This is a genomic window from Brevibacillus gelatini (assembly GCF_003710935.1).
GTDB lineage: Bacteria > Bacillota > Bacilli > Brevibacillales > Brevibacillaceae > Brevibacillus > Brevibacillus gelatini.
In genome coordinates, this window is sequence record NZ_RHHS01000015.1 from 54784 (window position 1) to 70139 (window position 15356).

Sequence of the window (15356 nt, forward strand, 5' to 3'; positions counted from 1 at the left end):
GCCGGCGCCTCTTTTGGCAAATTTTTATGGGGGTGAACAGGAAAAGATGAATAACATTGAAACGTATTATCCCGTTACTCCTTTGCAGCAGGGCCTCATTTTTCACAGTTTGCTGGAGCCGGAGTCCGGAGCCTACATCGTACAGATGGGGCTAAAGCTGCAAGGTCCTCTGAATGTCTCCTTGTTTGAACAGGCATGGCAGTGCCTGGTAGACAGACACGCCATTTTTCGCACCAGATTTGTTGGCGGCAAAGTAAAAGAATACGTCCAGGTCGTCCTGAAAGAACTGAAAATTTCTGTGGTAGAACACGATCTCCTTCATCTTTCCTCCTCCGAACAAGAGGCGTTTTTACATACGTTTGCGAAAGAAGATCGCAAACGCGGCTTCAACGTCGAGCAAGCGCCGTTGATGCGATTGAACCTGTTTCATTTGGGCAGCGATACCGTGCATTTTCTGTGGACGCTGCACCACGTACTGATCGACGGCTGGAGCATGCCTCTGGTCTTCGGCGAAGTGTTTGCAGCCTACGACATGCTCAGCAAAGGCGAGCCGGTACAGCTCCCTCCGGTCAGAGCGTACCGCGACTACATTTTGTGGCTGAAAAAGCAGGACCTGAAGCAGGCGGAAGCCTTTTGGCGCAATTATTTGCAAGGCTTTGCGGAAGCGACGCCGCTTTCGTTCGGACGTGCCTATAAAAATCCTTACCTCGATCAAAAGCAGTACCGGGAACTGGATTTGACCGTCAGCGAGCCGATTTCCCGCGCGCTGCAAACGTTGGCACGCCAGCACCGTCTGACCGTCAACACCATTGTGCAGGGAGCGTGGGCCTTGCTTTTGAGCCGCTACAGCGGTCAGGATGACATTGTGTTCGGCGCCACCGTCTCGGGACGTCCCGCCGATTTGCCCGGAGTCGAGACGATGATTGGTCTGTTTATCAATACCCTGCCCGTCCGGGTGCAGATCAGACAGGATGAGAGTGTCATCAGCTGGCTCAAATCTTTGCAGCAACAGCAAGCCGAGTTTCGCCAGTACGAGTACACGCCGCTTGTGGAAATCCAGGGCTGGAGCGATGTACCGCGCGGACAATCGCTGTTTGAGAGCATTCTCGTCTTTGAAAATACGCCTGTCGGGCAATCAGGCGGCGGTGGAGAAAGCGCGATCTCGATTGTGGACGTGCACTCGGAGGAGCAGACAAACTACCCGTTTACGCTCGTAGCAGCCTCCGGCAAGACGATCGACATCAAGGTCAAATTCGATGAAAGCCAGTTTGAGCTGTCTGCCATTGAGCGGGTTCTCGATCAGCTTCACTCGCTGCTGGTCTCGATTGCCAAAAACGCCAGACAACGGCTTGCCGATGTCTCTCTCATCAGCGAGAGCGAACGTCATCAAGTTCTCGTCGAGTGGAACCGGACGGCAGTGGAATACCCTACAGGGCTTTGTGTTCATCACGCGTTTGAGCGGCAAGTGGAAAAGACGCCGAATACCGTGGCCGTTGCCTATCACGATGTCGAACTGACCTACGCGCAGTTGAACGAGCGGGCAAACCAGTTGGCTCACCGCCTCGTCAGCGAAGGGGTAAAGCCGGATACGCTCGTCGGTATTTGCACAGAGCGTTCGCCTGACATGATAATCGCCATCCTTGGGGTAATGAAATCCGGGGCTGCCTACGTGCCGATTGATCCTGCCCACCCACGAGAGCGCATCGCCTACATGATCGCGGATTCGCAAGCGCGTGTGCTGCTGACCCAGCAGTCGCTCATCGAGATGTTGCCTGAAACAGTGGCGAACGTCATTTGCCTCGACAGCGATGAACTGGCCGATGAGCCTGTTGAAAATGTTGCAAGCGAGGCTACGGAGCGAAACCTTGCCTACGTGATCTACACCTCTGGCTCTACCGGACAGCCAAAAGGGGTCATGGTCGAGCACCACAGCGTAATGAACATGGCGCATGCCCTGATCGAAGCGTTTGACATTCAGCCGACAAGCCGTGTCCTGCAATTTACTTCGTTCAGCTTCGACGTGTCGATTTCCGAAATCGCGATGGCGTTGCTCGCTGGTGCGACGCTGGTCATCGCCGATCGGGAGTCGCTCATGCCAGGTCCTGAGCTGATTCACGTTTTGCGGGAACAGCGCATCACTGCCGTTTCCATGGTGTCTTCCGTGCTGGCGGCTCTGCCGGATGCCGAACTGCCTGACCTGCGCACGCTGATTGTCGGCGGAGAAGCACCGAGCCGCGAGCTTGTGGCCCGCTACGCGCCCGGCCGCCGGTTTTTCAACTGCTACGGCCCGACGGAAGCGACCGTATGCTCCACGATGATGCTGTGCCAGCCCGGCATGGAGAACCCGCCGATCGGCCGTCCGATTGCCAACGCGACGATGTACGTCCTGGACGCAAACCTCCAACCTGTGCCTGTCGGAGTACCCGGTGAGCTGTACATTGGCGGAAAAGGCTTGGCTCGCGGCTACTGGAATCGTCCCGAGCTCACAGCCGAGCGCTTTATCGCGCATCCGTTCGGCGCGGAAGGCGAGCGCCTTTACCGGACGGGCGACCTCGTTCGCTATCGGCAAGACGGCAATCTCGAATTTCTCGGACGCATCGACCATCAGGTAAAAATTCGCGGGTATCGCATCGAACTGGGCGAGATTGAAAATGCCCTCAGACAGCACCCTGCCGTGCAAGAGGCACTGGTCATCGCCCGGGAAGAAAAAGCGGGTGACAAGCGCCTGGCAGCGTATCTGGTGGCAGCGACGAACGAAGAGAAGCCGGCTGTAGAGGAGCTTGCCTTTTTCCTCAAGGAAACATTGCCGGATTACATGATTCCGGCAGGCTTTGTCTGGCTGGATGCGATTCCGCTTACCGTCAATGGAAAAGTGGATCGCCGAGCCTTGCCCGTGCCGGATTGGGGACAGTTGACCGCACAGCGGGAGTATATCGCTCCGCGTACCCCGACAGAAGAAATCGTGGCAAACATCTGGTCACAAGTGCTTTCGGTGGAACGGGTCGGCAGCTACGACGATTTCTTCGAGCTTGGCGGACATTCACTTCTGGCAACTCAAACGGTCTCCCGCCTGAAGGAAGCGTTTGGCGTAGAGATACCGCTCCGCACCCTTTTCGAGTTTTCGACGGTAAACAAGCTTAGCGAATGGATTGCGTCGGTCAGTGAAAACAAATCGGGTCTGTCCGACATTCCGCTCGTCCCTGTTGCCCGTGACCGGAACTTGCCGCTTTCCTATGCGCAGCAACGCCTGTGGTTTTTTGACCGCTTGATGCCCAATCATGCGCTGTACAACATCCCGACCGCTGTCCAGTTGCAGGGGAAACTTGACATCGACGCGTGGGAGCGCAGTCTCAAGCTGATAATCGACCGTCACGAGAGCTTGCGCACGACGTTTACGGATCAAAACGGAGAAGCCGTTCAGGTGATTCATCCAACGAGTGACTGGCGACTGGAGCGAATCGATCTTCGCGCACTTCCCGACGATGTGCGTCACGCAGAAGGACAGCGCCTGGCAAAAGAAGAGGCGAACAAGCCGTTTGACCTCGTCACAGGTCCGCTGATCCGCGCGACGATCATCCAGACCGGGGAAGAAAATTTCATTTTCCTGCTGAACGTTCACCATATCATCGCCGACGGCTGGTCAGCGGGAATTTTGCTGCGTGAGCTGTTCACCTGCTATCAGGCTTTTGTCCAAGGGGAGACACCAAAACTTGCAGAACTGCCAATCCAGTATGCAGATTATGCGGTTTGGCAGCGTGAGTGGCTCACGAGCGACGTGTTGGAAAAGCAACTGTCCTACTGGCGGGCAAAACTGGGCGGAGCAGAGCCGCTGCTTGCCTTGCCGACAGATCGGCCCCGACCTGCGGTGCAGACGTACGAAGGCAGTAGCATCACTGTCATGTTTGACGAAGAGTTGAAAGCGAGTCTCTTTGCCCTGAGCAAAAGGGAAGGGACGACTCTTTTCATGACGCTGCTCGCCGCCTTCCAGGTGTTTTTGTACCGCTATACAGGCCAGGACGACATTCTCGTCGGCACGCCGGAAGCGGGACGCAGCCGTCAGGAGACGGAAGGGTTGATCGGCTTTTTCATCAACACGCTTGTCATGCGAACAGACTTGTCCGGCGAGCCGAGCTTTAAAGAAGTGCTGGCGCGCGTGCGGGAGACGGCCCTTGGCGCGTATGCCCATCAGGACCTGCCCTTCGAAAAGCTGGTGGACGAGCTGCAACTGGAGCGCAGCCTGAGCTACTCCCCGCTGTTCCAGGTGATGTTCGTTCTGCAAAACATTCCGGTACAGGCAGAAGCGCTGGAAGGGATTCGCATCTTGCCGCTGGAGGGCGGTCAGCAGGTGGAGACTACCAAGTTTGATCTCACCTTGACGATGGCAGAAGCGCCCAGCGGTTTGGCGGCTACGTTTGAGTACAACACAGCGCTGTTTGACCGGAGCACGGTTGAACGGATGATCGGACACTTTGGCCGATTGCTCGAAGCAGTGGCAGCGAACCCCAACCAGGCGATCACGACCTTGCCGCTGATGAGCGAAGCCGAGCAGCAGCGAGTCGTGTCGGAATGGAACAACACAGCCGTAGCGTACTCCACCGAGCATTGCGTGCATGAGCTGGTCGCCCAAATCGCCCGCAAACTGCCAGATCAGCCCGCTGTCGTCACAAAGCAGCAATCCGTGACCTACGCCGAACTGGAAGCGAAAGCGAATCAGCTTGCCCATTATTTGCAAAAGCAGGGTGTTGGCCAGGGAAGTCTCGTCGGCATTTGCGTCGAACGGTCTATCGAGATGGTCATTGGACAGCTGGCGATCATCAAGGCCGGCGGTGCCTACGTGCCGATGGACCCGGCGTATCCAAAGGATCGTCTCGCCTTCATGGTGCAAGATGCGGGTATGGCGATTGTCCTGACGCAAGAACGTCTCACCGACAAACTGCCTGCAGGCGCGAGCCGCCTGATTTGCCTGGACGCAGACTGGGACGCGATCGCCAGGGAGCAGACGACGGCTCCAGCGAGTGCGGCTTCCGTAAACGATCTGGCCTATGTCATCTACACATCAGGTTCGACAGGCACGCCAAAAGGAGTCGAGATCGAGCACGCGGCTCTGCTTAATCTGATTTTCTGGCATCAGCGAGCCTATCAGGTCACAGCAAAAGACCGAGCCTCGCAAATTGCCGGGACGGCTTTTGACGCATCGGTATGGGAAATTTGGCCTTATTTGACAAAAGGAGCCACACTTTATTTGCCGGAGGAGGAAATTCGTCTCGTACCCGAAAAACTGCGTGATTGGCTGGTGGATTGCGGGATCACGATCAGCTTTTTGCCGACGCCCTTGACGGAGAGCATGCTCGCGCTTGAGTGGCCGGACCATATCGCGCTGCGCTACATGCTGACGGGCGGCGACAAGCTGCATCACTACCCGTCGGACAAGCTGCCGTTTACGTTGGTGAACCAATACGGGCCGACAGAAAATACGGTCGTGGCAACAGCTGGCATCGTCCCGAAAGAGGCCGGACAAGCAGCCGCCCCCACAATTGGCCGTCCGATTGACAATGTGCAAGTTTACGTACTCGATGCCCACATGCAGCCTGTTCCTGTCGGAGTGTCCGGTGAGCTGTACATCGGCGGAAGCTCTCTGGCGCGCGGTTACCTGAATCGTCCCGAGCTGACACAAGAGCGTTTTGTCGCCCATCCGTTTAGCGAAGCCGAAGGGGCGCGTCTCTACCGGACAGGCGACCTGGTGCGCTATCTGCCGGATGGCAGCCTTGAGTTCATCGGTCGTACCGACGATCAGACGAGCATTCGCGGCTTCCGCGTCGAACTGGGGGAAGTGGAGACGGCGATTGTCGCTCACCCTGCGGTCAAAGAAGCAGTCGTGACGGTTTGCACGGACAAGCAGGGAACGAAGCGGCTGGCTGCCTACCTCGTTTTGGAGGAAGGAACAGCGCTTGCCACCAACGACATCCGCAAAGCGCTCAAGGAAGCGTTGCCTGACTACATGGTTCCTGCGTTTTTCATCGAGATGCCGTATTTGCCGCTCACGCCAAACGGCAAGGTAGATCGCAAAAGCTTGCCCGCCCCTGATTTTCAGCGACCAGAGCTTGCGGGAGAGTTTGTTCCGCCGTCTACGGAAAAAGAGCAACGGCTTGCCGCCATTTGGAAAGACGTGCTCGGCATCGAGCAAATCGGGATTCACGACAATTTCTTCGAGCTGGGCGGGGACTCGATTCTCAGCATCCAGATCGTGTCCCGTGCGAACCAGGCAGGACTCACGCTTACGCCAAAGCAATTGTTCGAATACCAGACCATTGCCGAACTGGCGCAGGTCGTGGAGGAAAAAGCGGCAGTACAAGCGGAGCAAGGGCCGATCACGGGCGAAGTGCCACTTTTGCCGATTCAGAAATGGTTCTTTGTGCTTCCCTTGGAAAATCGGGACCACTGGAACCAGTCCGTCCTGCTTTCCATCCGGGCTGGCATCGACCAGGAGGCGCTCAGACAAGCTGTTGGCCTACTGCTCTCCCATCATGATGCACTCCGCATGCGCTATACCCAGACAGAAAATGGCTGGCTGCAACAAATGGACGCGCCGAGCGAGACGATTCCGTTCCGTGTCGAAGATTTGTCCCAGCTTGCGCAGAAGGAACAAGCCAGAGCCGTTGAAGCCATCGCCAACCAGACGCAGGCAAATCTGAGCCTGGCAGAAGGGCGAGTGGTTCAGACCGTTTACTTCCATCTGGGGAAAGACGTGCCGGGCCGCCTGCTGATCGTCGCCCACCACCTGGCAGTAGACGGGGTATCGTGGCGCATCATCCTCGAAGACTTGCAAAACGCCTACGAGCAAATTGCCGCAGGCAGGGAAGCAAAGCTGCCAGCGAAAACCACGTCCTACAAGCAATGGGCGCATGAGCTTGCTCGCTACGCGCAGTCGGATGCCCTGGAACATGAGAAAAGGTACTGGCTGTCCAAGTCCTCCGTCGATTCGGCCCGGCTGCCTGTGGATACGCCGGATGGCGGGGAGAACACAGAAGCGACGGCGAAGTCCGTCCAGCTGTCGTTGACCGTGGAGGAAACCAGAGCGCTGCTGCAGCATGTGCCGCAACTGTATCGCACGCAGATCAATGACGTCTTGCTGACCGCTTTGGCGAAGGCGCTGGGACGCTGGACAGGCAAACGTTCCGTGTTCGTCAACGTCGAAGGCCATGGTCGGGAAGAACTGGCTGAGACAATCGACCTGTCCCGTACCGTCGGCTGGTTCACCAGTATGTATCCGGTACATCTGCAATGGGACGAAACTTTTTCGGTGAAAAAAGCGCTTTTGACCACGAAAGAAGAACTGCGCGCCATTCCGAACAAAGGGCTTGGCTACGGCGTGCTCCGCTACCTCCATGCGGATCGGGAGGTGGCCGAGGCGCTGGACCGCATGCAGGCAGAAGTGCTGTTCAACTACATGGGCAAAATCGATCAGATTGTCGGCGCCGATTCCTTGTTTGGCTCAGCGCCGGAATCCAGCGGTGCGAACCTGAGTCCAGATGCCCAGTGGCACCATCTGATCGACGTAAACAGCGTCGTCGCAGGAGAGCAACTGCATGTGACCTGGCGATTCAGCGAGAAGCTTCATCGGGAGAGCACGATTGCAGCTGTTGCAACTGACTTCATGGCTGCCCTGCGGGAGATTGTCGCCCATTGCGCCACAGAGGAAGCAGGGGGGTATTCCCCATCCGATTTCCCGCTCGCTGTACTGGATCAGAAGAGCATCGACAAGCACATTGGCTCGGATCGGCACATCGAGGATGTGTATACCCTTTCGCCGCTCCAGCAAGGCATGCTGTTCCACTCCTTGTACAGCCAGGACAGCGGAGATTACGTCGTCCAGTTTGCGGTCACGTTCCACAACCTGGATGTGTCCGTTCTGGAAAAAGCATGGCAAAAAGTGCTGGATCGCCACTCCATTTTGCGGACGTACTTCGTCTGGGAAGGGCTGAATCAGCCGCACCAGGTTGTGCGCAAAGACGTGAAAGCTGTGATCCGCGAGGAAGATTGGCGCCATTTGCCAGCAGAGGTGCAGGAAGAGAAGTTTGCCGCTTTTCTTGCCCAAGACCGCAGACAAAGCTTCGACATCACGCAGGCTCCGCTGTCGCGCTGGGTAGTCTTCCGCACAGGAGAGGCGGAATATCGCTTCGTCTGGAGCTTCCACCACGTTTTGCTGGATGGCTGGAGCGTTCCGATTGTATTGAACGAACTGCTTGCCCACTACACCGCGATCAGCGAAGGACAGGAAGAAAAACGGAGACCTTCCCAGCCATTCTCCCACTACATCGCCTGGTTGAAGCGTCAGGACATGCAAAAAGCACGGCAGTTCTGGATGGAACAACTGAAAGGCTTCCACGAGCCGACTCCGCTCGGAATGGGCAAAGCCGCTGTTGCTTCCACACAGAAGCAATACAGGGAAAAAAGCGTCCTCTTGTCGGAGGAAGCGAGCGAGCAGTTGCACAGCTTCGTACGCGAGCATCAGTTGACGCTGAACACTTTGGTGCAAGGCGCGTGGGGCTGGATTTTGGGCAGCTACAGTGGCGAGGAGGAGGTGCTGTTCGGGGCGACAGGCTCAGGGCGGCCGGCAGATCTTGCCGGGGTTGAGACGATGGTTGGCTCTTTCATCAATACACTGCCTGTACGGATTTTCCTGCGGACGGACGCGACCGTGCTCGCCTGGCTGAAAGACCTGCAACGCAGGCAGCTGGAGATCCGGGAGTACGAATATACACCGTTGTTCGACATCCAAAGCTGGAGCGAACTGCCGCGCGGGTCTGCCCTGTTTGAGTCGATTCTCGTCTTTGAGAACTATCCGACCGTGCAAGGGGCGAAACGGGAAGAGGGCAATCCGGATTCTGCTGCGTCGGGCGTTTCGCTGGAAATTCACGATGTAACAGCCGTGGAACAAACCAACTACCCGCTTACGCTGGTCGCAGCCCCAGGCAAGCAAGTAGCGATCAAGCTGAAATACGATCAGGATCGCTTCGACGACGCCATGATCGACCGGGTGCTGCAACAGATGATCCGGCTCATGGTTCAGATGAGCGAAACACCAAAGCTGCGTCTTGCCGACATTACGCTGATGGACGACGAAGAGCGCAAACGGGTGCTCGTCGATTGGAACCGCACGGAAGCGGACTATCCGCGTGAGCTGTGCATCCATCAGGCATTTGAGCGGCAAGCCGAGAAAACGCCTGAACACGCAGCGCTCGAATATAAAGGGCAAACCTTGACCTATGCCGGGCTGAACCAGCGAGCCAACCAGCTCGCCCGCCTGCTGCTTGAAAAAGGCGCAAAGCCTGACACGACTGTGGCGATTTGCACGGAGCGCTCCATGGAGATGATCGTGGGCATTCTCGGGGTGTTAAAAGCCGGAGCGGCCTATGTGCCGATTGATCCGGCCCATCCAGAAGAGCGGATCGCCTACATGCTGGAGGATTCACAGGCGGTTGCTGTGCTGACGCAAGAGGGACTTGCGGACATGTTTTCCCAAACGGCGGCTTCGGTTATTTGCCTGGATGCCGAGTCGCTCTACACGGACATGCACAGTGAAAACGTTCATACCGATGTCCAATCGACCAATCTGGCCTATGTCATTTACACATCGGGCACTACCGGACAGCCCAAAGGGGTAGCCGTCGAGCATCGCAGCGTGATGAACATGGTGCACGCCTACATCGCGTATTTCGGCTTGAACGAATCCAGCCGTGTCCTGCAATTTACGTCATTCAGCTTTGATGTCTCGGTTTCCGAAATTTTCCAGACGTTGCTCTCAGGTGGAACGCTGGTCATCGAGGACCGCGAGTCGCTGTTGCCGGGTCCGGACCTCGTCCGCACCTTGCGCGAGCGGCGCATCAGCAAAGTATCGATGGCCTCCTCCGTGCTGGCTTCGCTTCCGGTTGCCGAATATCCGGATCTGACCGTGATCGAAGTCGGGGGAGATGCCTGCAGCCGCGAACTGGTTGCCCGCTATGCGGCCGGGCGGAAGTTTTTCAACTGCTACGGCCCGACGGAAGCGACGGTCGGTACGATTATCAAGCAGTTGAGTGATGCAGACGATGCGCCGACAATCGGCCGTCCGTTCCCGAATACGAAGCTGTATGTGCTGGACCGTCAGCTTCAACCAGTGCCTGTCGGCGTACCGGGTGAGCTGTACATTGGCGGCGAGTGCCTCGCTCGCGGCTATTGGAACCGTCCCGAACTGACGAAAGAGCGCTTCATTGCCAACCCGTTCGGTCAACCGGGCGAACGGCTTTATCGGACAGGCGACCTCGTGCGCTACTTGCCGGATGGCACGGTAGACTACCTTGGCCGTCTGGACGATCAGGTAAAAATTCGCGGCTATCGCATCGAGCTGGATGAAATCGCCGAAGCGCTCAGACAGCACCAAGCAGTCAAAGAAGCCGTCGTGCTCGCACGGAAAGCAAGACCTGGAGACAAGCGCCTGGCCGCTTATCTGACCAGCCATTCCGGGCAAGAGGTGTCCGCAGACGAAATCAAGCGCTGGCTGAAAGACAAACTGCCGGAGTACATGATCCCGGCGTGCTACACATGGCTTCCGGCGATCCCGCTTACGGTCAACGGAAAAGTGGATCGCAAAGCGCTGCCTGCTCCCGATTGGGGACAGCTTGCGAGCGAGTACGTCGTGCCGCGCAATCCGTTGGAGGAAATGGTTGCCAACGTCTTCGCAGAAGTTCTTGCCGCAGAAAAAGTGGGGATCAACGACAACTTTTTCGAATTGGGCGGCCACTCTCTGCTCGCGACGCAGACCGTCTCCCGTCTGCGCGAACTCGTCGGCGTGGAATTGCAGCTTCGCACCTTGTTTGAACACCCGACAGTTGCCGAGCTTGGCGAGCAGTTGGCGCTGCTTACCGCGCAAACATCCCGGGAACTCGCGCCACCAATCGTCCAGGTATCGCGCAAGGAGCCGCTTCCGCTGTCGTTTACCCAGCAGCGGCTGTGGTTTATGGAGCAGTTCACGCAAAACGGCTCGGTCAACAATATCCCGTCGTTTTTACGCATCCAGGGCGAGCTTGACGTCGCGGCATGGGAAGCGAGCTTTAGGGCGATCATCGAGCGCCACGAAAGCTTGCGGACCAACTTCGAGGTTCGCGACGGACGCCCCGTTCAGGTGATTCGCGACCATGGCGAATGGGCGATGAACCGAATCGACCTGCGGGAGATGGAGCCTGCAGAGCGGGAAGCGGAAGTCAAGCGTCTTGCCGAACAGGCCATCCTCCAGCCGTTTGACATGGCGAAAGGGCCGCTGCTTCGCGCCAGCCTCGTGCAGCAGGGAGAAAAAGACTTCGTGTTCCTGCTGGTGATGCACCATATCGTTTCCGACGGCTGGTCGATGGGAATTTTGCTCCGTGAACTTTTGGCCAACTACAAGGCGTTCAGCCAGGGAGAAGCATCCCCGCTTCCGCAGCTGCCGATCCAGTACGCCGATTTTGCCGTCTGGCAGCGGGAATGGCTGAGCGGAGAGGTACTGGCGGAACAGCTTCACTACTGGCGCGAAAAGCTCAAGGGCAGCGAGCCGCTTCTGCAATTGCCGACAGACCGTCCGCGCCCGCCGGTCCAGACGTACGAAGGGGAGAAGCTTTCTGTCCAGTTTGACGCAGAGCTTTTGGAGCAATTGCAGGCATTGAGCCGAAAAGAAGGCGCAACTCTCTTCATGACGCTTTTGGCCGCCTTCCAAACATTGCTGTACCGCTACTCGAACCAGGAGGACATCCTCGTCGGAACGCCGATTGCCGGACGCAACAAGCAGGAGACGGAGCAGCTGATTGGCTACTTCATCAACACGCTCGTTATGCGCACGGATATGGCGGGCCAACCGAGCTTCCGCGTGCTGCTGGCACGCGTGCGGGAAACGGCACTGGAAGCGTATGCGCACCAGGATGTGCCGTTTGAAAAACTGCTGGATGAGCTGCAATTGGAGCGCAGCATGAGCTACTCGCCGCTGTTCCAAGTGATGTTTATTTTGCAAAACATTCCGGTCGCGGTCGAGCCTGCCGGCGATATTCAACTGAGCAGCTTCGACATCGACATGGGAGCCGTCACTTCCAAGTTCGATCTGACGATGACAATGGTGGAAACCGCAGACGGACTGCTCGCTACCGTGGAGTACAACAAGGCGCTGTTTGACAAAGCCACAATCGCCCGCATGGTCAACCACTTCCACAAGCTGATGGAAGAGATCGTGGCGAACCCGGATCAGTCGATCACCTTGCTTCCGCTCATGCGCGAGGAAGAGGAACAGCTTTTGATTACAGAGTGGAACCGCACGGAAGTACCGTACTCGCGGGAAAAATGCGTCCACGAAATGATCGAGGAAATGGCAGCGAAAGCGCCGGACAGCGTCGCCCTGATCGTGGGCGAGCAACGGGTGACGTACGGCGAGCTGAACAAGCAGGCGAACAAGCTGGCGCATTATTTGCGCAAACAGGGTGTAGGCCCGGAAGTGCTCGTCGGCATTTGCGCAGAGCGCACCGTCGAGATGATGATCGGACTGCTCGCAATCTTGAAGGCGGGCGGCGCCTACGTGCCAATCGACCCGGCGTATCCGGCAGAACGGATCGCCTACATCATCGAGCATTCCCGGATTCCGCTTCTATTGACGCAAGAAAAGCTGCTGCCGACCTTGCCTGCGCATGAGGCCCAGGTCATTTGCCTGGACAGCGATTGGGAAGCCGTCGCGCATGAATCTGAGCAAAATCCGGGCAAGCTTGCGACTTCGGACAATCTGATCTACGTCATCTACACATCCGGTTCTACGGGCAATCCAAAAGGAGTGGCACTTGAGCATCGCAGCGTCATCTACTTCCTCCGCTGGGCACACGATACATTCACGCCGGAGGAAATGAGCGGCGTCCTGTTCTCCACGTCGATCTGCTTTGACTTGTCTGTCTATGAAATGTTCGCCACGCTGACGATGGGCGGCAAAGTCATCATGGCGGAAAATGCGCTGCACCTGCCAACCTTGCCGGCTGCCGACGAGGTCACGCTGATTAACACCGTGCCATCCGCAGCGGCCGAGCTTGTCCGGATGAAAGGCATTCCATCTTCGGTACGCGTCGTCAACCTATGCGGCGAGCCGCTTTCCAACAAACTGGCACAGGAGCTGTACACTTTTCCTCACGTGGAAAAAGTGGTGAATCTGTACGGACCGACGGAGGACACCGTTTACTCCACCCACGCCATTGTGGAAAAAGGGGCGACGAGCGAGCCGCTGATCGGCAGACCGCAGTTCAACACCCAGGTATTCGTGTTGGACCGCCATCGCAAGCCAGTGCCAGTAGGGGTGCCGGGAGAACTGTACCTGAGCGGTTCCGGCCTGGCGCGCGGCTACTTGCACCGTCCCGACCTGACCGCAGAGCGTTTTGTGCAAAATCCGTTCCGCGAGCCGGGAGTGAAAATGTACCGGACAGGCGATCTCGTGCGCTACTTGCCGGACGGAAACCTGCAATTTGTAGGGCGCGTCGACTATCAGGTCAAAATCCGCGGCTATCGCATCGAGCTGGGCGAAATCGAATCCGTCCTGAACCGCTTCCCTGGCGTCAAGGAAGTCGTGCTGCTCGCGCGCGAAGACAGGGAAGGCGACAAGTGCCTGGTAGCGTACGTCGTGTTCGAAGCCGATTGCACGAGCAAGATTCACGACCTGAACCGCTTTTTGGCTGACAAGCTGCCAGCGTATATGCTCCCGCAGCATTACATGATCCTCGACAGCCTGCCAAGGACGCCAAACGGCAAGCTGGATCGCAAGGCGCTGCCGAAGCCGGAATATGACCGGGCGGAAGCGGATGTCGAATACGTAGCGCCGCAAACCCCGGTGGAAATCATGCTGCACGCGCACTGGGCGGCGGTACTGGAAATGGACAAAATCGGCGTACACGACAACTTTTTCGAAATTGGTGGTCACTCGCTGCTGGCTACCCAGCTCATCTTCCGAGTACGCGAGGAACTTGCGCTGGAAGTACCGCTGCGCATCCTGTTCGAAAACCCGACGATTGCGGGTATGGCCAGGACGATCGAGGAAATCATCAAGCACGGTCTTTCTTCGGTTTCCGATGAAATCGACGCCAAGGATCTTCAGGACGAGGTTGTGCTCGATCCCGCGATCCAGGCCGAACAGCCGTACAAGGACGATCCGGCCCAGTTCCAGGCAGCACTGCTGACGGGAGCTACCGGGTTTTTGGGAGCCTTCCTGCTGCGAGATTTGTTGCGGATGACAGACGCCGACATTTACTGCCTCGTGCGCGCTGCCAACGCAGAAGAAGCGATGGCCCGCCTGCGCAAAACGTTGGAGCTGTACGAGCTGTGGGACGAGTACCAGGCACAGCGGATCATTCCGGTAGTAGGTGATCTGGCCCAGCCGCGACTCGGGCTTACTGACGAGCAATTTGCCGAACTGGCTGAAAAAGTGGATGTCGTTTACCATAACGGCGCACTGGTCAACTTCGTCTACCCGTACGCCGCCTTGAAAAAGGCAAACGTCAAAGGAACAGAAGAAATTCTCCGCCTTGCTGCCACGAACAAGACGAAGCCTGTCCACTTCGTATCGACGATCTTTACGTTCGCCGCAGAGGAAGGGGAAGAATCCGTAGCCGTTCGCGAGGAAGACATGCCGGAGAACAGCCGAATCCTCACCTCCGGCTATACGCAGAGCAAATGGGTGGCCGAGCATATCGTCAACCTCGCCCGTGAGCGCGGCATTCCAACGACGATTTACCGTTGCGGCCGGATGACAGGCGACAGCGAGACAGGGGCGTGCCAAAAAGACGACCTGATGTGGAGAATAGCCGCTGGCATCATCGACTTGGGCAAAGCTCCCGACATGAGCGGCGATCTGGACATGATGTCTGTCGATTTCGCAAGCAAAGGCATCGTACACCTATCCATGACCGAGCACAGCCACAATGCAAACTTCCACCTGCTCAACCCGAATGCCACCGATTACGACGACCTGCTTGCCGCCATTGAGAAGAAAGGCTTTACGCTGGAACGAGTCTCGATGGATGAATGGGTCGAAGCGGTGCAGGAGGATGCGAAGAGCAAGGGAATGGAGGCGAACTCGGCCGCTCCGCTCGGCAACCTGTTCTCAGACGGCCACAACAGCAGAGGCAGCGTAGTTTACGTCGGCAACAAAACGACCCGTCTCTTGCGCCAGGCCGACATCGAGTGCCCGGAAATTGACGAAGAGTTTTTCGACAAGGTTCTCGATTACTTCGTCAGAAGCGGACAATTGCAACTGCCAGAAAAAGCGTTGTCTTGACAAAAGCAAAGTTCACCCACCCGCCACTACCGTTCGCGGATGACGGGTGGGA

The 15356-nt window shown here is 57.2% G+C and carries 1 protein-coding gene; it reads left to right on the forward strand.

Annotated features, from left to right (window positions below):
* The first annotated feature begins 46 nt into the window (after nucleotides 1-46).
* Nucleotides 47-15304 carry a non-ribosomal peptide synthetase gene (locus EDM57_RS05490; RefSeq protein WP_122903926.1) on the forward strand — a complete coding sequence of 5086 codons (15258 nt, stop codon included), beginning with the start codon at nucleotides 47-49 and terminating at the stop codon, nucleotides 15302-15304.
* The last annotated feature ends 52 nt before the right edge of the window (nucleotides 15305-15356 follow it).

Excerpts from the sequence above, each read along its gene's own strand:
- EDM57_RS05490 (WP_122903926.1), top strand. The coding sequence starts at position 47 with ATGAATAACATTGAAACGTATTATCCCGTTACTCCTTTGCAGCAGGGC.